This window comes from Chitinophaga agrisoli (assembly GCF_008386695.1).
GTDB classification, from domain to species: Bacteria; Bacteroidota; Bacteroidia; order Chitinophagales; family Chitinophagaceae; genus Chitinophaga; species Chitinophaga agrisoli.
The window spans coordinates 1-24,076 of record NZ_VUOC01000001.1; the positions used below are offsets into that span (position 1 = coordinate 1).

The following is a 24,076-nucleotide window of genomic DNA, read 5'->3' on the forward strand; positions in this document are numbered from 1 at the left end:
AGCCGTATCACACAGCGACGGCGTGCCGTTATCGCATACCTGATAGCTCAGACTATCAAGACCATTGAAGTTAGCGTTTGGGGTATAAGTAAAGCTACCATCAGCATTCAACACCACCGTACCATTTACAGCCGCAGTTACCAGAGAAGCAGTTAACCCATCCCCCTCGGGATCACTGTCATTAGTCAGCACATTGCCGGTGGCGGGTACATCCTCCGTAACGCCCACACTATCCCGTACAGCTATCGGCGCATCGTTAACAGCAGACACATTAAACACCAAACTAGCCGTATCACACAGTGACGGCGTACCGTTATCACAAACCTGATAACTCAAACTATCCAGACCATTATAATTACTATTCGGGGTATAGGTAAAGCTACCATCGGAATTCAGCACCACAGTACCATTTATAGGCGCAGTTACCAGAGAAGAGGTCAGACCATCGCCTTCAGGATCGCTGTCATTAGTCAGCACATTACCAGTAGACGCCACATCCTCTGTAACACCCACACTATCCCGCACAGCTATCGGCACATCATTAACCGCTGACACATTAAACACCAGGGCAGCCGTATCACACAGTGACGGCGTACCATTATCGCAAACCTGATAGCTCAGACTATCCAGCCCATTATAATTACCATTCGGGGTATAAGTAAAGCTACCATCGGAATTCAGCACCACAGTTCCGTTTATAGGAGCGGTTACCAAAGAAGCCGTCAGACCATTGCCCTCAGGATCACTATCGTTAGTCAGCACATTGCCCGTTGCCGCCACATCCTCGGTAACACCCACACTATCCCGCACAGCGATCGGCGCATCGTTAACGGCAGATACATTAAACACTAAGGTAGCCGTATCGCACAGTGATGGCGTACCGTTATCACAAGCCTGATAAATCAGACTATCAAGACCAGTGTAATTAGCGTTAGGCGTATAAGTAAAGCTACCATCAGCATTCAGCACCACGGCGCCATTCACAGGCGCAGTTACCAGAGAAGCTGTCAATGCATCCCCCTCAGGATCGCTATCATTAGTCAGCACATTGCCAGTAGAAGATAAATCCTCCGTCACATCCACGCTATCCCGCACTGCGACCGGGGCATCGTTCACCGGCGTAACAATAAACGAGATCAGCGCAGTATCGCATAAACCGCCCGCGTCGCAAACACGGTAAGAAGCGCCATCTGTCCCATTAAACCCAGGGTTGGGCACATAAGTGAATGAGCCGTCCGCATTCAGCGTGAGGGCGCCATTAGCAGTATTAGTTACAAGGGAAACCGTTAACGGATCGCCATCCGGGTCGCTGTCATTATCCCTTACATTACCGGTGAGCGTGCTGTCTTCCGGCAGGGCGTAAGCGTTGTTCAGCGCAATGGGCGCATCATTAACAGTATTTACGGTAATGCGGGCCACACTGGTATCGCAAAGGCCGCCGGCATCGCAGATGGTGTATACAAAAGAGTCCAGCCCGTTATAGTTTGGCAGGGGTATGTAGGTGAAGGAGCGGTCCGCGTTCATGGTCACAGTACCATGCAGGGTGCCGGTAAGCAGGCTTACGGTCAGGGCGTCCCCATCTACATCGCTGTCATTGGCAGATACGCCGGGGGCAGGTACGCTCAGGGTAATATCTTCCTCTGTCTGGTAGTCATCCGGCTGGGCTACAGGAGCGTCATTCACCGGGGTGAGTACAATGCGGATCCAGGCGCTGTCACAACCGCCAAAGGGATCACATACTTCATACTGAACGCTGTCAATACCGTTAAAGTTAGCACTGGGCGTATAGGTATAAGTCCCATCCGGGTTCAGCACATAGCTGCCATGGGTGGGATTGGTGATCGGATGGCCAGTCAGCAGATCGCCATCCGGGTCTGTATCATTTACCAGGGCTACGCTGGTGGGGAAGGTAAGCACGGTATCCTCTGTGCGTACAAAATAGTCGTCAACGGCTATAGGACGGTCATTCACCGGTGTGATAGTGAACCGGATGATAGCTGTATCGCAGAGGCCCTGCAGATCACACACGTTGTAGGTGGCGCTGTCTGGACCGTTATGATCCGGGTTAGGCGTGTAGGTGAAGCTGCCGTCTGTATTCAGTGACAACTGGCCATTCGCCGGCGGGGTCTGGATAGATGCCTGTATAGCGTCATTATCCGTATTCCCGTCGTTAGCAAGTACGCCGGGCGCGGTTACCACCAAAGGCGTATCCTCGCTAAGGGTATAGGTATCTGCATTGCCTGTTGGGGTATCGTTGACGGGTGTAACGTTGATCGTAACAGTATCTGTAATGCACTGATCTGTGCCGGAGGTATCACATACCTGGTAGGTGAAGATATCCGTTCCGTTAAAGTCCGGCGCAGGGGTGTAGCTAAAGCTGCCGTCCGGGTTCACCGTTACGGCGCCAAACTGTGGCGGTGTTGCCAGGGATGCTACCAGCGGGTAGCCGTCAGCATCGCTGTCATTGGCCAGTACGCCGGGCGCGGCGATGTTCAGCGGAGTGTCTTCCACGGTGGTATATACATCTGCGGCGGATTGTGGCGGGTCCTGTACCGGCCATACAATGATCCTTACTACGCCGGTGTCGCAGGCGCCAGCCTGGTCACAGGCTGTGTAGATGATACTATCCGGTCCGTTATAGTCCGGGTTAGGGGTATAGGTGAAGCTGCCATTGCGGTTAAGGGTCAATGCGCCGTGTTGCGGGCCAGTGAGCACGCTGGCTACCAGCGGCTCTTCATCTGCATCCACATCATTGGCCAGCACACCGATGGGGGCTACTGTCAGCACATCATCCTCCAGCACATCGTAGGTGTCGTCGCTGGCAACGGGTTTATCGTTAACAGGCAGCAGCTCTATTACTATTACGCCGGTATCGCATAATCCACCGGGATCACATACCTGGTATTGAATACTATCCAGACCGTAGAAGTTGGCCGCCGGGTGATAGGTGTAGGTGCCATCCGGATTGGCCGTATAGCTGCCTTTTGTCAGGGTACCAATGGGCTGACCGGTCAGCGGGTCGCCGTCCGGGTCTATATCGTTTATCAATGCGACAGATGGTGGGAAGGTGATCACGGTGTCCTCGGTACGTACAAAATAGTCATTTACGGCTATGGGCGCGTCATTGACGGGCTGTACATGGATCACTACGGAGGCGGTGTCACACAGGCCGCCCAGGTCGCAGGCACGGTAGGTAAAGGTATCTGTGCCATTAAAGTTATTACCGGGCCGGTAGATGAAGGATCCGTCGCTGTTCAGTTGCAGCGAGCCTTCTGAGGGAGATTCCAGTATGGACACCAGCACTTCTCCATCCGGGTCCGTATCATTCTGTAATACGCCGTTTACGGCGGGTACCTGTAGTACGCTGTCTTCTAGTGTTACATAGGTATCGCTGTTTGCTTCGGGCGGATCATTACGTGGTTCCAGGTTGATGATAATACGACCGGTATCACACAGGCCATGGTTATCGCAAACTTCATAGTCAATGCTATCCAGACCATAATAGTTGGGGGCAGGCGTGTAGGTGTAGGTGCCGTCCGGGTTCTGCACATAGGAGCCTTTTTGCAGAGAGCCTATGGGATGGCCTGACAGCGGATCGCCATCTACATCAATATCATTGATGAGCACTACGGATGGCGGGAAGGTAATAACGGTGTCCTCGCTTCTTACAAAATAGTCGTTTACGGCTATAGGCGCGTCATTGACCGGGGTAATATTCAACGTTACCGTACCGGTGGCGCAAGCGCCGGATAGGTCGCAGGCCTGGTAGGTAAAGCTGTCCGAACCGTTAAAGTCCTGGTTGGGCCGATATACAAAGGATCCGTCACTGTTTAATGTTAGCGTACCACTGGTAGGGGTCTGCAGGGTGGCTACCAATATTTCTCCATCGGCGTCATTGTCATTGCTCAGCACACCGGTGGAGGCAGGTACGGTTAATACATTATCTTCTGCCAGTTGATATTGGTCGTCAATCACCACCGGTACATCGTTCTGGGCAGTCACCGTTACTGCTACGGTGGCGGTATCGCATAATTGCGGGGTACCGTTATCACAGATGCGGTACTGGAATACATCCGTGCCGTTAAAGTTTGGCGCCGGGGTATAGGTATAATCACCGTTGGGGCTGATGGTTACCGTGCCGCTATTGGGCGGTACCGCCAGCGAAGCAGTGAAGGCGTCATTGTCCGTATCTGCATCATTGGTCAGCAGGTTGCCGGTTTGCGGGGTATCCTCATTGACCAGTATTGTATCACTAACGGCGGTGGGCGCATCATTTACCGGCGTTACGGTAATATTTACGACTACGGGTACACAGGCCAGGTTGGCGTCGCATGCATTGTAGGTAAACTGGTCTGCGCCATTATAGTTCAGGTTAGGCTGGTAGGTAAAGCTTCCATCTGCCTGCAGGATCACGGCGCCATTGGCAGCGGGTGTCACCAGGGTGGCGCTCAGCTGGGAACCCGCATCGGGGTCCGTATCATTGGCCAGTACGCCAGGCGCTGGTACCGTCAGGATCTCATCTTCATTTACGGTATAAGTATCGGTTGTGCCAACGGGGGGATCATTCTCTTCCCCTACTGTAAAGATGATAAATGCGGTATCGCAGGCGCCGGCAGGATCGCATACCTGGTAGGCGGCAGAATCTGGCCCGTTGTAGTTAGCGTCCGGGTTGTAGGTGAAGGAGCCATCTGCATTAAATGTCATCACGCCATGCGAGGTAGAGTCGATCAGCGTAAAGGTGAGCGCATCGCCATCCGCATCATTGTCGTTAGCCCCGGCATTGCCGCTTACGTTGGTATCCTCCAGGGTATTCAGCAGATCGTTGCGGGCTATCACCGTATCGTTCACCGGGGTGATAGTAAGGTAGGCCGTATCAGTTACACAAGCGCCGGCATTATCACAAACCTTGTAGATGAAGAGGTCTGTGCCATTATAATTTGGATTGGGCTGGTAAGTAAAGCTGCCATCAGGGCTTAGGGTAAGGCTGCCGTTCACAGGCGCCAGTTCCAGGGTAGCCGTGAGGTTATCGCCATCCGGGTCATTGTCATTGGCCAGTACACCATTGGCAATAGTGACAGACAGCGGCGTATCTTCCGCTGTGGTATAATTATCGGCTGCTGCGATGGGCGCATCATTTTCCGCGGATACTACAATACGCACTGTACCGGTATCACAGGCGCCGGATGGGTCGCAGGCACGGTAAACAAAGCTGTCCACACCCTGGAAATTGGCAGCCGGGGTGTAGGTGAAGCTGCCATCTGCATTAGATGCGAGGCTGCCATTGGCAGGATTGGCGATAATGCCGCTCAGGTTAATAGCGTCACTATCGGGATCCTGGTCATTAAGCAGTACGCCGGGCGCGTTGAGTACCAGCGGCACATCTTCTGGCGTGGCAAAGTTATCATCCTGTACCCTTGGCGCATCATTAGCGGCGGTTATAGTGAGTGTTACTACGGCTGTATCACAGGCCGCCGGAGTGTTATTGTCGCATACATTGTATACAAAAGAGTCTACGCCATTGTAATCCGGCGCGGGGGTATAGGTAAAGCTGCCGTCTGCGTTTACCACCACCGTGCCGTGCAGGGGCTGCCGGAAAATACCGGTAGCCGTCAGCGGATTATTGTCTGCGTCCGTATCGTTCGCCAGCAGGCCGGGGGCGGCAATGGTCAGCGGGGTATCTTCCGTAAGGGTATAGCTGTCATCAACGCCGGAGGGCGCATCATTGGCGGCGGTCACGTTAATTGTTACCGTGTCGGTGCTGCACAGGGAGGGCGTGCCATTGTCGCAGGCCTGGTATACAAAGCTGACTGTACCGTTGAAGTCTGGTTGGGGTGTATATACAAAAGAGCCGTTACTGTTCAGGACCAGGCTACCACTGGCTGGCGGCGTTACCAATACCGCCGTGAGCGGGTTACCTTCTTTGTCCTGGTCGTTGAAAAGCACACCGGCTGCCGGTACGTTCAATACATTGTCCTCTGTGATGGTGTATACATCCTTACCGGTTACGGGCGCATCGTTCACGGCAGTAACGGTAATGTTCACCGTTGCGGTATCACAGTTGCCGCTGCCATCACAGGCCAGGTATGTGAAACTATCTGTGCCGTTGAAATCAGCGCCGGGTGTATACACCAGGCTGCCGTCGGCATTGAGCGTTACACGGCCATTAGCGGGCACGCCTAACAGCGTGGCAGTGAGCACATCGCCATCCGGATCAGTATCGTTGGCCAACGGACCAGGCGCGGGCAGGGTCAGGTTATTATCTTCTGCTATGGTATAGCTATCATCTACGGCCAGCGGTTTATCGTTCACCGGCTGCACGGACAGGGCTACTGTACCAGTATCGCAAGCGCCGGAAGGATCGCAGATGCGGTAGGTAAAGGTATCCGTACCATTATAGTTAGCTGCCGGCGTATAGGTAAAGCTGCCATCAGGATTTAATACCAGTGAGCCATGGGAAGGGTTAGCCACCAGGCTAACGGTAAGTACATCATTATCCGCATCCTGTGCACTGAATAATAAACCGGGTGTGCTTACCGTCAGGGGCACATCTTCTACCACCGTGTAGCTGGGGTCACCTGCTGCGGGCGCATCATTTACAGCCGTTACGTTCAGGGACACGCTGGCTGTATCGCAGCCGCCTTTACCATCGCAAACGCGGTAGGTGAAATTATCTGCGCCGTTGTAGTTAAGACCGGGCGTATAGGTAAAGCTACCATCCGGGCGGAACACCAGCACGCCATTAGCCGGCTGGGTAATAAGGGTGGCGGTCAGCGCATCGCCATCCGTGTCGGTATCATTGGTCAATACACCGGGTGCGGTAATATTGAGCGGCGTATCTTCTGTAACATTATAGGTATCATCAACGCCCACTGGTGCGTCATTCACCGCAGCCACATTAATGGTGGCTGTTGCGGTATCGCATAAAGCGGGGGTACCGCCATCACAGAGGCTGAATGTGAAACTAGCCGTGCCGTTAAAGTTTGCCGGCGGCGTATAGGTAAAGCTGCCATCCGGGTTAATGGTCACGCTGCCATTGGCCGGACCAGTTACCAGGGCTGCTGTGAGGGTCCCCCCTTCTATATCTGTGCCGGCGGCTGTTAAACCGGGCGCGTTGATCACGAGCGGCACGTCTTCCGTAGCATTATAGTTAACATTGTTCACCACCGGGGTATCATTCACGGGGGTGATGGTCAGCGATACGGTGGCTGTATCGCAGGCGCCCTGCGGATCACATACGCTGTACGTAAATACATCGCTGCCGTTGTAATTAGCCTGGGGTACATATATAAAGCTACCGTTGGCGTTGAGGGTAAGCGTACCGCGGGTAGTGGTCTGCACCAGGGTAGCCGTAAGCGGGCCGCCTTCTACATCTGTATCATTGGCCAGCACGCCCGGCGCGGCGATGTTAAGCGGCACATCCTCTGCCGTGGTGAAAGTATCGTTTACGGCTACAGCGGTGTCATTTATGGGGCGTACGGTAATGGTCACTTCGGCAGTATCACAAAGCTGTGGCGTACCGTTATCACAAACGCGGTAAGTGAACCGGTCTACCCCGTTGAAGTTAGCAGCGGGTGTATATACAAAGCTACCGGCGGCATTCAGCGTTAAGGTACCGTTCGCAGGGTTGTCCACTACAGTGGCAGACAGCGTATTGCCATCTACATCCATGTCATTTGTAAGCACGCCGGCGGCGGCAATGGTCAGGGGAACGTCTTCGTTGGTACTATATGCGTCGTTGCCGGCATCTGGCGCGTCATTCACATTGGTCACTGTGATATTAACGGTAGCCGTGTCGCAGGCGCCGTTGGCATCGCAGCCACTGTATGTAAAAGAAACAGGCCCATTAAAGTTATCTGCAGGGGTATAGCTAAAGGAGCCGTCCGGGTTCAGGGCAAGGGTACCGCTGGCCGGCGCGGTGATCACGCTGGCAGTGAGGGGATCATTGTCTGCATCAGTATCGTTGGAGAGGACGCCAGCTACGGGCACATTCAGTACCGCATCTTCATTTACTGTGTAAGTGTCGTTATTGGCTACCGGTGCGTCGTTTTCATTACCTACCTCGATGGTAACGGAAGCGGTATCGCAGGTGCCGGCGGCATCGCATACCCGGTAGGTGAATGTAAGGTTACCCGTAAAATCCTGGGGCGGGGTAAAGCTGAGGGAGCCGTCGCCGTTCAGTACCAGCGTACCGGCACTTGGGGGCGTTACCAGCACTACGGTGAGCTGGCCGCCGTCTACATCAAAATCATTTCCCAATATCCCGGGCGGAGGAATATTAGTGGTCACATCCTCCAGCACATTTATTACATCCGGCGCGGCTACCGGCGCATCATTTACCGGTGTGATGGTCAACGATACGGTGGCGGTATTGGAGACAGCGCCCAGATTATCCCGCACCGTGTAGCTGAATACATCCGCGCCGTTATAGTCTGCTGCGGGTGTGTAGGTGATCACACCGGCAGGTGATATTGTCACTGTTCCATTAGCGGGCTGACTGGTCAAGGTAATACTACCCGTGTTCAGGCTGCCATCGCTGTCAGTATCGTTTGCCAGTACGCTGATGTTCACCGGCTGGTCTTCATTGGTGGTAATAGCATCATTTACCGCTACGGGCGGCGCATTTACAATGATCTGCACATCATCCGTACTACTGGTACAGGGTGGGTTGCTGATGGTCCAGCGGAAAACATAGGTACCCGGTACCAGGCCTGTTACGCTGGTAGTGGCCAGCGCAGGGTTTACAATGCCAGCAGTATTGGGACCGGATACCTGTGTCCAGGCCGCGGTACCGTTAACAGGCGTATTTCCGTTCAGCTGTACCTCGCGCAGGTTCAGCGGCCCCTGGTCAGCGCCGGCATTGGCGGTGCTAGCAGGCGGCGTAACGGTTACCTGTATAATATTGCTGATGCTGTTGCCGCAACCGCCGGAGATAACAGTTCTGCGGTAGCTGGTACTTTGCGTAAGACTGGGGGGCGTATAATTCTGCCCGTTGTTGGTACCGGCTGCGGCGGCAAAGCTGCCGCCACCGGTACTGCTTTCCCATAGATAAGTATAAGTCCCCGAAGCGCCCGATGGCGCAGTGCCGGTAAGCGCAGCAGGCGTGCTGCCGCTACAGATGGTTTGCGCGCTGCTGATCGTATTATTGGAAATGCCTGCCAGCACGGTTACGGTTACCGCATTGGAGATAGCATCCGCGCAGGCCCCGGACCGTACAATACGGCGGAACCAGGTAGTCTGGGATAAAGCGCCGGCATCATATACCGCTGCCGTAGCGCCGCTGATATCTGTAAAGCCGGCGGAGGCGCTGGTCACCGAGCTTTGCCACTGATAAGTATAGGAACCTGTGCCGCCTGTGGGCACAGTGCTAACTGTAAATGCAGCCGGATCACCGCTGCTGCAGAAGCTTTGCGAAGCGGCTATACTGCCTGCGGTAAGTGTGGGGTTGATGGTAACTGTGATCACATTACTGATCGCATCCGTACATACGCCGGAACGGGTAATACGCCGGTACCAGGTGGTTTGGCTCAGCACTGGCGCATTATATACCGCCGCGGTAGCGCCGCCGATATCTGTAAAGCCGGTGGAGGCGCTGGTCACCGAACTTTGCCACTGATAGGTATAGGTCCCACCGCCGCCGGTAGCGGGCCCGGTTTCCGTGAAGGCGGCCGGATCGCCGGAGATACAAAAATCCTGGTTACCGGCTACTGCGCCAGCCGTTAGCACGGGTGTTACCGTTATGGTAACCACATTACTGATACTGGCGTTGGTACAGGTACCGGAGGTCACCAGGCGGCGGAAATACATGGTACTCACCGCCTGGGAGGGATCATAGGACAGACCCGTAGCGCCGGACAGGTTTGTCCAGGTGCTGTTATCTGTACTGCTTTGCCATTGATACGTAAACGCGCCGTTTCCGCCCGCAGGAGTGGCGCCGGTAATAACCGCCGCATCGCCACTACCACAGAAGGTAGTAGTAGCCGGCGCGAGGATGGTGTTACCGGTAACCGCCGGCTGTATGCTGATCGTTACCACATTACTTACGGAGGCAGTGGTACAGCTGCCGGAGGTGACGAGCCGCCGGTAATAAGTAGTAGCGCTGATCGCCGGTGGGTCATAGGCCGCGGAAGTAGCCCCGGTAATATCTGTGAAATTGGTATTATCTGTTGATTGTTGCCATTGATACGTATAGGAGCCGGAGCCGCCTGTGGGCGTAGCACCGGTAATAGCGGCCGGATCACCGCTACCGCAAAAAACAGCGGTAGCCGGCGCGGTAATGGTATTACCCGACAACGCTGCCTGTACGGTGATCTGCACATCGCTGGTGCTGGCGGTACACGCGCCGTTACTGATAGTCCAGCGGAATACATATACGCCGGCGGTAAGCCCGCTCACGGTGGTATTGGCCACTGCTGCATTGGCAAAGGCCTGGGTACCGGCGCCGCTTACTTTTGTCCACGTGCCCGTGCCCACTGTAGGCGTATTAGCCGCCAGCGTGGCGGAAGTAGCCGCGCACAATACCTGCGCGGGGCCGGCATTGGCGGTAGTAGGCGTTTGTGATATAGTAGTGACGTCTGTTTTGATGTTATTACAGCCAACACCAGATGGCGCGGCATCACATTCTACCTGCGGATCTGTAGGCGCCGCCGCATCCGGATTAGTAGCGTCAGGGTCTGTTACGTCTGTGGGGCGCATCACAGACGAGGTAACGGATAAGCTGCCACCGCCTGGAAAAGCAGATACGGTACCGGTAATGGTAAAAGTGACCACAGCGGCATTGTTCATATTCAACGTGGCATTGTATTGATTACCGGATGTTGTGCCGCCGGTTACGCTGGCAGTACCGCTGGTAACTGCGCTGGTAACGCCTACGCCGGTGAGCTCCGCAGGAAAGGTAAAGCGGTAAGCGGCGCCTGTTACATTATTGGGGCCATTATTGCGTACTGTAACAGTATAAGTGATAGGCTGGCCCTGGCAAAGAGTTGCAGGCGTTTTAGCGATGCTTACTGTTTCCAGATCTGCCTCGCGCAGCTGTATAGCAAGCGCGGTGGCTGTAGGCGTGCTTTGCAGATAAGCCCAGGTATCCAGGCCATTCTCGTTACCAAAGTCCGTACCGCTGTAGGAGGTAGATCCCCATTTATGTCCGTTTGTGGCGCTGGAAAGGCCGGTAGTATTCACCAATGGGTTAGAAGGGGTACCGGTACTGGCGATATTGCTGTCATCCCAATACACGGTATTGTTACCGGCGCCGCTTCCGTTGGTGCGCGTAATGATTATACCATTTGGGTTATTCTCCACATCAATAAAAGGGAAGTGCACTTCGCCGCTGAATAATATTACCCTTGTATTATAGTTATTGCTGCCGGAAAGCACTTTTACTCCCTGGCCGTTGGTACCGTCCCAATAAGCATTATTAACGCCTACTACTGCGGTGCCTGTAAGTCTTTTATCTACGGCGTCTGCATAGGAGCCATTATTGTTGATATCTATATCCACGCCATAGTTGGTGGCATTGGTAGCAGTAAAACGCACATACCCGCCGGCAGGATTGGTGCCTGCTATACCGGCAGAGCCTTCTACCCCTACAAAGCTGATATTGGATACCGCTAGCGTAGGCGGGGTATTGAGCAACCAAATGCTACCGCTCACAGAAGGGGCATTGGCCGGGAGATCTGTAGCCGGCGTATTGAAGAAGATCTTATGGGTGATATCAGTTTCTGTATCTGCGGTACGGGGATCTTTTAAATTAGGGCTGGTAAGATCATCAATGCTTTTATAGGAAGGGTTGCCATTGCTAAGACGGAAGCCTTTATTATTTACGAGGAACACAAAACCATAACCTGCCTGACCGTTGTTATTAACGGTGTACATGTAACCATCCTGCGTTAATATATGGAAGATGGGATTAAAAGGCGCCGCAGGGGATCCCAGATGCGCGGAGAAAATATTGGTGAACACGCGGCCAGGAACAAAAGTATTGCTGCTATTACGCACGCTTACATCAAATGCCGCTATATAACAGGTGCCGGTTGGCTGGCTCCAGGCGGATGACGACAGCACAGCAGTGGGGTTGGTATTGTTACTGGCATTGGGCGGTACAAAATCTATTTCCCATACGCCCGCCTGACCAGCGCCTACTGTAACGATAAACGGCGTATACCCGCCATCGAGCAACGCCACAGATGGCCCTACCACTTCCTGCGAGCGGCTGCTGATACGGCCTGTAAGCGTACTGCTACCGGAAGTATAGGTTTGTCCGTTAGGCGCGCGCAAATTAATAGTACCACTCCCTATACCCTGCGCACTCGAGCCCAGGTAGATCCGCTCCCCCACATTTACATACACTTTTACAGTACCCAGTGTAGGGTACGGATTGAGTGAGCTGGCAGTAGTACTGGAATTGATATAGGCGCGGTAACCGCCACTTTGGTTCAATTCCTTACTGCCCTCTGCAAATAACAGCGGCGCCGTGAAAAGCAATAGAATAGCTAGAAGACAGCAAGCCTTCAGTGCTTTCATAACACTGGGGTAATAGAAAAAACTCATCTGCTGGACGGAATGACGTTACATGCTAATCAGTTTCTAAATCAGAGAAAACGCATCGACGCATGACAATACATTTTGGCTGAACTTTTCAGCGGCAGTAGGTTATGAAGAAAGGGCTCACAGGGGTATAGAGAAAATAGCAACGAAAAGGAATATTGGTATGCGCTTACTTAAAGGTCTTCATCAAAGGTCTTCATTCAGTCGTAGGTTCATCGGGTAATCAAAAATATACAAAAGATTATTACACCGTGCATTCCCCTATCAAAAAAATTCTGCCAAGGAAGCCGTGGGCGCTTACAATAGCCCGTTCTATTCCTATTAGGCATAATTCTTAACTGTTGAGGTTGATACTGTTCCCCTGGTAAAAATTTTTCTGGCTGGATCACGTGATGGGTTATATGAATAAAAAAGCAGGGGAATGTCTTTATCAGCTTAATACGGTATTCGTCAATTAGGTCAAGTTGAACAAAACCATCCAGGGACATGTGCATAAAAGCGATCACCTTTCTCATGGCTAATTGTTTGTAGTAGTTATAAATTTTCGAGTACTGTCTTTAAGTTCGCCAGGCTGCTTTCCAGGTCTTTGGCTAGCATACCTTCCAGGTTAAGCAGCACCAGCATAATGTTCATGGGATATTTTGTGCTGCTGCTAAAGCTCCATTTTACTTTGGTCTGGTCTCCGGATACAGCGGCCGTAGTGATATGGGCGTCTGCTTTGCCTTCGAAAGGTCTTATAAACCGCAGCTCCGTATCAATACCCTCGCCTTCACGGACATTTTTTATCTCCTGCTCTCCTTTGCCTACTTTTTTATTTTCGCTATCCCAGGCATATACAAAACCAGCAGCGCCATCTGTTCCCCTAAACGTCTTTTTTGAATTAGGGTCTTCCATGTTCCACTTGTTAAAGTTATCCTGGTTCCTGATAAGCTTAACGTAGTTGAAGACGGTTTGTTTGGACTGGTTGATCGTGATCTCCCGTTCGATCGTGTAGCCCTTTTTTACAAACAGGGCTACGATCAACAAGAGGGCGATCAATGCGGCCAATACGATTACAATGCCTGACAGGATGCTCATGCTTCTTTTGTTTTATGGTAATAGATATAGGAAACGGTGAGGATCACGAGGCCTACCAGCGGCATCAGGGCATTTAAGAAACCCAGCACTACGGCGTTGGCGATCATAGCAGAAATAAGGGAGATGCCAAAACCTACATAGGCCCATTCTTTCAGGCGGGCAGGCACCATGGGAAGGATCAACAGGATACCGCCTATTATTTTACCTATTACCAGTTCTACGCCGAAATAAGCAGGGAAGCCCATAGCGCGGATACCTTCTTTGGTCATCTCAGAATTGAAAAAGATAGCCGCCGGTACGGAATCCAATAATACAAACAGGGAAGTGAAGATCCAGTAAACGATCTTTTCTTTACGAACGCTTTTTTGAGTGGTTGCTAAGGTTGTCATGTTACTATGATTTAAGTGTGTTAAAAAATTTCGTTTGTTTCAGTGATGTAAAACTATCCCGAATTCTTAAATCATGTGGTCTGTAAACACGACATTCTAAGGGGGAGATTACGACATTCGTTTCAGCGCCTTGCTGATGGGCCGGAAGGCAACGAAAATGCTTATATTTGTATAGACCTATAAGCGTACAGCATATGCAATACCAGCAGATCCTACCGCCAGACCATCTGAAAGACTACGTCCGTTATTACTGGGTGCTGGAAAGCGATGCTGCAGATCCGGTAGCCGCACGTTCTTTCCGCACAATGGCCGACGGCCGCCCCGGCCTTATCTTCCAGGCGCCTGATAAAGGCGTCATGTACCAGAACGATAAACGTTTACCTGGTATCTTACTATACGGTCAGGCCACTACGCACGCCAATATACGGTTGGCCGGAGAGTTCAGCACCATTGGCGTTTTCTTTGAGCCCAATGCATTGCATAGCATCTTCCGGCTCAATGCGGAAGCGCTTACAGATACCTGCGTGGACCTGGATGAGCTGGCGGCGCTTAAGGATGTACGCCTGCTGGATCAGTTATGTAATACGCCTTCCTGTTATGACCAGGTGGAAGTACTCTCCTCCTATTTGTTTTCACTGATCCGCAAAAACAGCCATCTGGCGGATACGGATATGCAACATGCATTGTCTTGTATATTACAAACAAAAGGCAGTATTGCCCTACCGGACCTGCGGGATACCTTACAACTTTCCGAACGGAGTTTTGAGCGCAGGTTTAAACAGTACGTAGGCATCTCCCCTAAATTGTTTTCCCGTATCACCCGTTTCCAGGCATCACTAAGTCAACTGAAGAATAACCGGTTCGATAAATTGTCAGACATTGCTTTTGAGCATGACTATGCGGACCAATCTCATTTTATCCGCACTTTTAAGGAATTTGCCGGCTGCTCCCCTTTCCATTTCCAGAAGAATGCCACCAGGCTGACAGATAATTTCTCTGAGGTTACTTTATAAGGCGCTGCCGGTAATACCGTTAACAGTTGGTTAAACCATAGTTACCGCCCCTGCCGGACAGAGAGAAACCATAACAAATGCCGTTTTTTGTGAAAATTTGTTTAATTTTCGGTTGAATTATGAGCAGTCATAAACTAGCGAAATATCGCTATTACAGTGAACAGATGAGATGATCTATTCGTCGGCTTAGGTTACAAGGCTTGCACGTTAAACTCAAAAAAGTCAATATTCAGTTATCCGGAGAGCGCGTTTTCATAGATATTATCTATTAAAGGCTGTCTATTGCCCCCGATAGCGGCTTTACACTGTGCGTAGCAAAGTATACCCGGCTAGCCGTATATCGTATCATGGAAGTTCGGAAAAAGGATCTAACTAATTGAATTTAATACTATTACCACTATGACACACGGATTAAATAATCCCTGATACAGCTACGGCAACCATTTCATCGGACACCAACTTAATGCAAAGATTATGGCAATCTTAATGACGTTTACAACCAGCTATTATTCCTCCTGCCCCCCGATAACCCGGGCAGGCGGCCACACACACATTTTAGCCTTTGGAGCGCCGGGCCGGCAAATCCCCGCGCGTTCAATGGGTATGCCCTGATGGCGCGTTTAACTGTTCTTAAACCAACTATTAATTTTTAACCTTCAACTACGCACGAGCCATGAACAAGGAGAACGTACTGGATATTGCATCCGCTATAAAATACTACCTCTGTCCGTCCGCTACACCGCAGGCACAGAGCTTTGGATTGGATAAATATGAAGGTATCTGCCCGCAGGACAGTTTTGCAGTATTGAGCAATGAGGGCTGGCTTACAGAAAAACCACCTATCCGCCTGGATCATTATGCTGTGATCCTGTGCGTAAAGGGCAGCTGCACCCGCAGGGTAGGTCATTTTGAGTTTGCGGTAGCACCCGGCACGCTGCATGTGGTGTCACCCCGTCATACCAGCGCTTACCATCAGGCATCGGACGATCTGCTGTTATATATTGTACTGTTCCGGAAGGATTTTATGACCAATAGCTTTATGAAGGAAGCCATCCTGGAGCAGCTGATAGATCTTGATCCTTATATGCCACCGTGTTTCCATTTACAGGAGAATTTCCGTCATATGAAAGATATCTTCCTGAGAATGGACCGGGAATACCGTTCTGCCAACGCTTTCCGGGTGCAGATGATGAAGCTGCAGGTAGTGGAGCTTTTATATGAGATCAACCGCATCTGTGAAGGAGGCGCCCTCCAATCCCAGAAATACCTGAGCCGGCAGTACCAGCTGGTATACCGTTTCAGGAAGATGGTGGAAGATGATTTCCTGACTATACGCACGGTACAGGAGTATGCGGACCGTTTACACGTAACAGCCAAATACCTGGGCGAAGTGGTGCGGAACGAAACGGGCCAAAGCCCCTTACAGCTCATCCATCACCAGCTGTACCTGGAGGCGCAGTACCTGCTTAGCTCTACCCCTTATACTATAAAAGAGATCGCGGATAAGCTGGGGTTTACCACCGCCTCGCATTTCAGCCGTTTCTTTAAGCAATATTCCGGCAACAATCCTTCTGAGTTTAAGATCAACTCCTGCAGATGCCTTACGGCCTAGTTAATGTGTTAATGTGCTAATATGCTAATGTGCTGTCTGCGTCAATCCATTAGCACATTAGCATATTAGCACATCAGCACATTAGTCAATCTACACTCATGATAAACTGGTTGAACTGGTTTAAAAAGTCAGTCTGGTCGTCTTTAGGCGTATCATTGTAGAAATCTACATCATATCCCCTTTCTGCTTTAATGGTCGTGGCGCCCATCAGGTGTAAAGGCCGGGTATGCAATACGCCCGCCAACCTGCCGTCTTTAAAGATCAGCACCACGCGGTAGCCCGCAGAGGGATCATCTATCCAGTTCTCGTAATTATAATAGATCAAAAAAGGGCCAAATTGCTCCGCGTCCTTAGTCAGCTCAAAATCATTGATAAAAGGCTGCATAAAGGCTACGGTACGTTTGTTGTCCTTGGCGGTGGACATATAGAACGCCAGGGCATTTTCTATAATGGTGCTGGGGTAGATATTGTCTTTATGGGTATAGCCGATCAGTTCCGCCCAGCTGCCTTCGTTGTTGGTAGAAGTGCTTACTTCCATATCCTTTAGGATCTGGCCTACTACTTTTCCTTTCACTTTGATGGGCGTGCCTTTCTTCAGCTTTCCCTTGCCATATTCATCATTCGCTATATCCATATTCAGGCCTACCTGGTACCAGCCGTCCTTTGCCTGGGTACAGGTTACCAGGGCCTTATCATCCAGGGAGAAAAGTACTTCGCCGTTCACTTTGTTGCGGATATTAGCCGGGCCATTGATCCGTTCACCGGTCACCGGGCCGCTTATTACGGGTTTCTTTATTGCTTCTTTAGCGGGCTCTTTGGTCTCAGCCTTAGGAGAATCTGCGCCGGAAGGCTGTTTAGCCTGTTGATCGCCGGTGTGCTGATCGCAGCCCCATAGCGTCAATAACACTGCCATTATAACCAGGTACTGTTTCATCATAAACCTAATTTTATCCTGTGAAATACCGCCGCAAATATATTAATTAAAAACTCTTATTATTCCCGCAGGGAATGGATGCAAGTTTTCTTCCTGGTTTAAAATTTAACGGCTAATTTTAGCGGGCACACCAACGACTTCAAATGCACGCCGCAATGGATAATAAAATAGTAGTATATAAAAGCCTTTTTGATACTTACAACAGCATGGGCCTGCCGGTTGGCACCATAGACCCGTTTGCGGCGTTCACTATCCACAATCTGAAGGACCTGCACCCGGAGCTGCCTTTTTCCTCTGCCGGTTACCGGCCCAATTATTTCTCTTTTGTATTTGTAAAGGATGCAGACGGGCAGTACACTACAGACGAGCTTACATTTGCCTCCGTACCCTACACGGTCTATTTCACCAACCCGGGGCATTATAAATCCTTTGAATGGCGGCGGCTGGAGGAAGTATATCTTATCACCTTTACAGAAGAATACCTGAAAGAGAACGTACACCCGGATATCTTCAAGGAATTCCCTTTCCTGCTGGCGGAAACCGTGCTGCCCAGGGTACTGGAACCAGAGACCTTTGCGGAGTTTGAGCATTTATACCAGCAGATCTATAAGGAATACCATACAGACTCCACCTATAAAAAGAAGATCATTGCCAACCTGTTTGTAGTACTATTATTAAAGATAAAGGAGTACTTCTGGAAAGACTATAACCCCATTTATGAAGGTAACCGCAGCTCCCAGATCGTAAAATCCTTCCGCCGGCACCTGGAAGAGCATTTCCAGGACCTGGTAAATGGTAAGGTGGATAAACCTTTCCGGGTACAGGATTATGCGGATCTCCAAAGCCTGCACCCCAGCTATCTGAATAATGTGATCAAAAGCAAGACCGGTAAGGCCGTAAGCGTATGGATCTCTGAAAAAACGATCACGGAAGCCAAATCCCTGTTACAGCATTCTACCCTGTCTATTAAAGAAATAGCCTACCTACTGGGCTTTACAGAATCCAACCATTTCAGCAATTACTTCAAGAAACACACTTCAGTATCGCCGGCAGAGTACCGGAAACAGGGAGAAAATGCCTGATCTTTAAATTTTACACTTCTTCGTATAAATCTTGTACATACCAGGGGGTACCCGCGTAGTAGCTTTGTAATATCAAATCAAACAAAAACAAAGCACTATGAGCACACTCACAAACAAAGTAGTACTGATCACCGGCGCCTCCCGCGGCATTGGCGCAATGATGGCCCGTTACATGGCAAAAGCCGGGGCTAAGGTGATCGTTAACTATGTAGGCAGCCAGGCCCCCGCAGAAGAGGTGGTAGCAGATATCAAATCCGCTGGCGGCGAAGCAATTGCCGTACAGGCAGACATCAGCAAATCAGCAGATGTAAAAGCCCTGTTTGACGCTGGTATTGCTCAATATGGCAGGATAGATGTACTGGTAAACAATGCCGGCATCATGATCACCAAACTGCTGAAAGATACTACTGATGAAGATTTTGACCGCCAGTTAAATATTAACGTAAAAGGCGTGTTCTATACCCTGCGTGAAGCAGCTACCCGCCTGGCAGATAATGGCTCCGTTATCAATTTTGGCACTACCATCAGGCGTTTAATGGTACCTACCTATAGTTCCTACACAGCAGGTAAAGCAGCCGTAGAGCAGATGGGCCGCGTATTTGCCAAAGAAGTTGGCGCCAGGGGCATTAATGTGAACACCGTATCTCCCGGCCCCACCAATACAGAACTGTTCACCAAAGGCAAACCCGAAGAAGCCATCAACCGTTTTAAAGCATTAGCTGCTTTTAACCGCCTGGGCGAACCGGAAGATATTGCCAAAGTAGTCACCTTCCTGGCCAGCGACGACGCCAAATGGATCGATGGACAAGATATCGCCATCAATGGCGGCGTAGCCTGATCAACCATCACACTCATCTAACATTATCATCATTATCTCAACTCACATTATCCAACTATTTAAAACTTATCATCATGAACAGCTTAAAAGGAAAAGTAGCCCTTATTACAGGATCAGCCCGTGGATTAGGTAAAGCCATCGCAGAACGTTATGCCGCACTGGGCGCAGACATTGTACTGAACTATTCCAGGGACCAGATCGCAGCAGAAGAAACTGCCAGCACTATTAAGGCAATGGGCGTAAAAGTGATCGCCATCCAGGGTGACATCAGCAAAGTAAAAGATCTGGAAAAACTGTTTACGGAAGCAAAAGCTGCTTTTGGTAAGATAGACATTGTAGTGGCCAACGCGGGTATTGAGCTGGTAGAAACACCGGTGACCGATTTTACAGAAGAGCAGTTTGACCGGGTATTCACCATCAATACCAAAGGCTCTTATTTCACCATGCAGCAGGCTGCCAAACATGTAGCAGATAATGGCCGTATCATTTATATCGCTTCCAGCACCACCAGCTTCCCCGTACCGGGTATGGCGGTATACGGCGGCAGCAAAACCACGCCCCGTTATATGGTAGACGTACTGTCTAAAGAGATAGGCCATCGCGGTGTAACCGTGAATTCTATTATACCTTTCGCCGTAGATCATGCAGGTATATTTGTAGACCCGGCTTCTTATCCCGCGCTGCGGAAACAATTACTGGACAGCTCTCCCATGGGCCGGTTGGCAGAAGTAGAAGATGTGGCTAATGTTGCGGAGTTCTTTGCAAGTGATCTTTCCTCCTTTGTTTCAGGCCAGCATTTATTAGTGAACGGCGGCGCCACTAACTAAGCGATATGGTTGTATTTTATACAAAAAGCAGGCAGTTGTTGATAGATACACTGCCTGCTTTTGTTATTTATAAAGCTTCGCTTTTTTCAATGATGTCGTTTACAAAATCATTATATGTCTCTTTCATAGGCAGCTCATATGTTATCTGCAGCTGCCGCCTTTTTACCATGACAGGCTGCTCCCGTTTGGGATCAAACCCTTCTTTATCCACCATCTCCCAATAAAAGCCAATACCGCGCTTTTGCCAGGATGGAAGATCATTGAAATTTACCTGGTAGCTAAATAACAGCTCATTCTTTTCCGCGGTGGTCATCCGCTCGATCTTTTTAGTAGCCTCCGCGGCGGAATGCTGATCCTTACGCAGTTGCCAGTAGCAGTGGGCGTTGAGGGAATTGCGGTGCGCATCTTCATTACGCCAGCGGAAATAATCTGTTACTAATTGTTTATTGGGTAAGGCTGACAAACGGCAATCGAAGGCAGCCACATCTCCCAGCAGTACGGAGAATTTGGCGCTGGCTTCACCCGCCAGTATAGAATTGTATTTACGGTGTTTCCTGGAGAAGGCAGCTTCGCTGATATGAAATAGTAGCGATATTTCGTCACTTTCCGTATAACCGTACACCACATTGAAACCGGTTTGCATGAGGTGTTGTACGGTGGCTACCATATAATCCCGGAAGCGAATATCAAACGGCTTTTCAAAATCGTGCACTTCCTTGGTAAGCCGGGTAAACCCGCGGCCATCAATACGCGCTACTATATAATTACCGGGTAGCACAACGGTATCGTTGACTGTTTCGTACACCCGCATTTTACTGTCTAATTCATCAAATTTCACGGTTCCAGGGTTGGATGATAAAGGTATTGTTTTCTATTGCCACGTAGTATAATTCGTCAAAGCCCTCTTCCATATCCGGCAATTCCAATCTATTGTAGGTGCCGCGGACGCCTATTTCCGGCACCAATGCAGGGCCCGTGCGCTGGCTGTTCCTGTCCAGGGCTGCTGTGAGGACAGACTGGAAATAATAGCCTGTTACTTTAAACCGGTGGGCTTTAGCCCGGGTAATATAAGGCTGCCGGTCTGCCTTACAGGGATTGGTATTGTCAACCACAAAGGGCTGTTGGGAGGTAAGACAGGCATCCAGGAACACCGCTTCCCGATGCCTTGTCTTTAACAGATCCATAGATATGCGGACATGGGTTGCAAAAAAGCGCTGCTGAAAAAAGGTGCTTTTTCCGGTAGCCTGGATGCCGCAAAATATAATAGCTTCCATCAATTATTCTCGACAACCTTCTTCTCCGCCTGCTCCCCACTATCCCGGGTATTCTTCTGTACCGCGATAGCCCCAAACAACGCCAGTAAAAAAGCAAAGGCGTAAAACCCTTTTTCGCTGGGCAGCATGGTGGCATTCCACAGGCCCACCGTTAACAATACAATGCAAAGGATGGTAGAGAACCAGCAGATGCCATAATAAAGATCCGTAACAGGTATCTTCTCCAGGCGGTCTCTTACCGCCTTTTGTACGGACACCGCGGAAAACAGGCCATACATTAATACAGCAAAATAATATCCTTTTTCATTCAGCAGCATCTGCGCCCTCCAAAGGCCTGCTAAATAGCCTGCCATTCCTGCGCCCAGCGCCAGCCAGGAGGCCGCGATAAAGGCATTCGACGTTTTTTGACTCATGTTTGCGATTTAAATTTCCAGAAGCGGGGATAACGCCTCACTGTAATGTCCCAACGAATATCAAACAAATATACGATTTAAGTATTATGCATTTGTAATATGTATGTCAGGCGAAAGACAGGGTTGCCCGGTTGTACCACTATGCTTTTTGTATGATACAGGCATTATGTTTTACCGGATCTAATTACCCAACTATGCTGTAAAATCGTTACTTTAATCATCTAAAAATCCCACTTATGAACAGGAGAAATTTCCTGCAAACTGGTTCTTTAACAAGCCTGGGGCTGATAGCCGCCAGCGTATCCGGACTGGCGGCTGCCCCGGGTACTGCCGATCCCTTAGAAGAGGCCACTATTATGCAATTACAACAGCGGATGCAGCAAGGCAAGGCCACATCCATATCATTAACGCAAGGTTACCTGCAACGCATCCGCACTATTGATAAACAGGGGCCCCGGCTCAATTCCGTGATAGAGCTGAACCCTGATGCCCTCGCGATTGCCGCCGCCATGGACAAAGAACGGAAAGCCGGTAAAGTAAGAGGCCCCTTACATGGCATTCCCGTATTGATAAAAGACAATATTGATACCGGTGATAAAATGATGACCACTGCCGGGGTACTGGCCCTTACCGGCAATATTGCCAAAGAAGACGCCTTTATCATCAAACAGCTGCGCGCTGCCGGAGCAGTACTGTTGGGCAAGACCAACCTGAGCGAGTGGGCCAATTTCCGCTCCAGCAGGTCTACCAGCGCCTGGAGCAGCCGGGGCGGACAAACAAAATGCCCCTATATCCTGGACCGCAACCCATCCGGCTCCAGCGCAGGCTCCGGATCCGCTACTGCCGCCAACCTGTGCGCCATTAGCATTGGCACAGAAACGGATGGTTCTATTGTCTCCCCTTCTTCTGTGAACGGGTTGGTAGGCATAAAACCTACTGTGGGATTATGGAGCCGTTCCGGCATTATCCCCATCTCTGCCACACAGGATACCGCAGGGCCTATGGCACGCACGGTACAAGACGCCGTGATCTTACTAGGCGCCCTTACGGGTATTGACCCTGCAGATGCAGTGACGAAAGAAAGCGAAGGAAAGGCACAAAAGGATTACACCCAATACCTGGATAAAAACGGTCTGAAAGGCAAACGCATCGGCGTAGAAAAAGCACATTTTAATGAAACGCCGGCGCTGGTGCAGTTATACCGCGATGCGATAGCCGTATTGGAAGCACAGGGCGCTACCGTAGTAGAAGTAGAGATTAGAAAAGCCCTGGAGCCGGTAGGCCGCCGCGCTGAGTTCCAGGTGCTGTTATATGAGTTTAAGGATGGGGTGAACCGTTACCTGACAAATGCCGGCGGTAAAATGCGGTCACTGGATGATGTGATCGCGTTTAATAAGGCCAATGAAGCCAAAGCTATGCCTTTCTTTAAACAGGAAACACTGATAGAGAGTAATGGCAAGGGAGATCTGAACAGCGAAGAATATAAAGACAGCCTGCAAAAAACGCTCAGCTCCCGTAAGCTGTTGGCAGACCTGATGGCGGAACATAAACTGGACGCGCTATCTGGTATTACCAATGGCCTGGCTGGTTGTATAGACCTGGTGAACGGGGACTATGATAACGGCCCCTCCTCGTCTACACCGGCCGCTATCTCCGGGTTCCCGCATATTACGGTGCCCATGGGTTTTGCGCATGGACTGCCGGCGGGGCTGTCTTTTTATGCTACGGCGTATAAAGAGCCGGAACTGATTGCCATGGCGTATGCCTATGAACAGGCGTCTATGAAACGGCGGGCCCCGGTGTACAAGGTGGATCTGCTGGGATAATGCCATAGGCCTGCGATCAGGTAACTGGCATGTATACCCCTAATATGCCATTTTTTAACCAGGATACCCCGTATTCTGGTTATTTTTTTTATATTGTGACGGGTACAATACTGATATAATATATAAATATATCATGTTTAAGTACGTTATGGAGCGATCTGTTCACCCCCTGATTACGCATATCCCTCTGAAGATGTACTACTAAAAAATAACCATCTGTTTGCTGGAACACCTGTGAATGAAATAAAATT

General features: G+C 50.5%; 13 protein-coding genes. 6 read left to right on the top strand and 7 right to left on the bottom strand.

Going from position 1 to position 24,076, the window contains the following annotated elements; translation table 11 throughout:
- The 3 genes from F0L74_RS00005 to F0L74_RS00015 form a co-directional block, all read right to left on the bottom strand.
- Nucleotides 1–12,516: cadherin-like domain-containing protein (locus F0L74_RS00005; protein WP_188315810.1), on the bottom strand; the 12,516-nt coding region annotated here is incomplete at its 3' end.
- 558 nt (nt 12,517–13,074) lie between these two features.
- Nucleotides 13,075–13,617 carry an SRPBCC family protein gene (locus F0L74_RS00010; RefSeq protein ID WP_149835806.1) on the bottom strand — a complete coding sequence of 181 codons (543 nt, stop codon included), beginning with the start codon at nt 13,615–13,617 and terminating at the stop codon, nt 13,075–13,077.
- Nucleotides 13,614–14,006, bottom strand: a complete 393-nt coding sequence (locus tag F0L74_RS00015) for a DoxX family protein (RefSeq protein ID WP_149835807.1) — start codon at nt 14,004–14,006, stop codon at nt 13,614–13,616. The genes F0L74_RS00010 and F0L74_RS00015 overlap by 4 nt, the downstream gene beginning before the upstream one ends.
- 167 nt (nt 14,007–14,173) lie before the next feature.
- On the opposite strand from F0L74_RS00015, the gene F0L74_RS00020 reads away from it, so the two are divergent.
- Nucleotides 14,174–15,019 carry a helix-turn-helix transcriptional regulator gene (locus F0L74_RS00020; RefSeq protein ID WP_246197578.1) on the top strand — a complete coding sequence of 282 codons (846 nt, stop codon included), beginning with the start codon at nt 14,174–14,176 and terminating at the stop codon, nt 15,017–15,019.
- Between the two features lie 673 nt (nt 15,020–15,692).
- Nucleotides 15,693–16,631 carry a helix-turn-helix domain-containing protein gene (locus tag F0L74_RS00025; RefSeq protein WP_149835808.1) on the top strand — a complete coding sequence of 313 codons (939 nt, stop codon included), beginning with the start codon at nt 15,693–15,695 and terminating at the stop codon, nt 16,629–16,631.
- An 85-nt stretch (nt 16,632–16,716) separates the two neighbouring features.
- Here F0L74_RS00025 and F0L74_RS00030 read toward each other — a convergent pair whose 3' ends face one another.
- Nucleotides 16,717–17,568, bottom strand: a complete 852-nt coding sequence (locus F0L74_RS00030) for a hypothetical protein (RefSeq protein WP_149835809.1) — start codon at nt 17,566–17,568, stop codon at nt 16,717–16,719.
- 152 nt (nt 17,569–17,720) lie between these two features.
- Here F0L74_RS00030 and F0L74_RS00035 point away from each other — a divergent pair, with 152 nt between their 5' ends.
- The 3 genes from F0L74_RS00035 to F0L74_RS00045 all read left to right on the top strand — a co-directional run bounded on the left by F0L74_RS00035 (nt 17,721) and on the right by F0L74_RS00045 (nt 20,312).
- On the top strand, nt 17,721–18,647 hold the full coding sequence (locus F0L74_RS00035) for a helix-turn-helix domain-containing protein (RefSeq protein WP_149835810.1): 927 nt from the start codon (nt 17,721–17,723) through the stop codon (nt 18,645–18,647).
- 97 nt (nt 18,648–18,744) lie between these two features.
- Complete coding sequence (locus F0L74_RS00040; RefSeq protein WP_149835811.1) at nt 18,745–19,485, top strand: SDR family oxidoreductase; 741 nt, start codon at nt 18,745–18,747, stop codon at nt 19,483–19,485.
- A 74-nt stretch (nt 19,486–19,559) separates the two neighbouring features.
- On the top strand, nt 19,560–20,312 hold the full coding sequence (locus tag F0L74_RS00045) for an SDR family oxidoreductase (protein ID WP_149835812.1): 753 nt from the start codon (nt 19,560–19,562) through the stop codon (nt 20,310–20,312).
- 67 nt (nt 20,313–20,379) lie between these two features.
- On the opposite strand, the gene F0L74_RS00050 is transcribed toward F0L74_RS00045, so the two are convergent.
- The 3 genes from F0L74_RS00050 to yiaA all read right to left on the bottom strand — a co-directional run bounded on the left by F0L74_RS00050 (nt 20,380) and on the right by yiaA (nt 21,999).
- Nucleotides 20,380–21,150 carry a tRNA(His) guanylyltransferase Thg1 family protein gene (locus F0L74_RS00050; RefSeq protein WP_149835813.1) on the bottom strand — a complete coding sequence of 257 codons (771 nt, stop codon included), beginning with the start codon at nt 21,148–21,150 and terminating at the stop codon, nt 20,380–20,382.
- Nucleotides 21,140–21,496 carry an ATP-binding protein gene (locus F0L74_RS00055; RefSeq protein ID WP_246197579.1) on the bottom strand — a complete coding sequence of 119 codons (357 nt, stop codon included), beginning with the start codon at nt 21,494–21,496 and terminating at the stop codon, nt 21,140–21,142. Before F0L74_RS00055 ends, F0L74_RS00050 begins: the two co-directional genes overlap by 11 nt.
- An 89-nt stretch (nt 21,497–21,585) precedes the next feature.
- Entirely contained in the window at nt 21,586–21,999 is a 414-nt protein-coding gene (yiaA, locus tag F0L74_RS00060) for an inner membrane protein YiaA (protein WP_149835815.1), read from the bottom strand.
- Between the two features lie 236 nt (nt 22,000–22,235).
- On the opposite strand from yiaA, the gene F0L74_RS00065 reads away from it, so the two are divergent.
- Entirely contained in the window at nt 22,236–23,825 is a 1,590-nt protein-coding gene (locus tag F0L74_RS00065) for an amidase (protein WP_149835816.1), read from the top strand.
- Nucleotides 23,826–24,076: the final 251 nt, after the last annotated feature.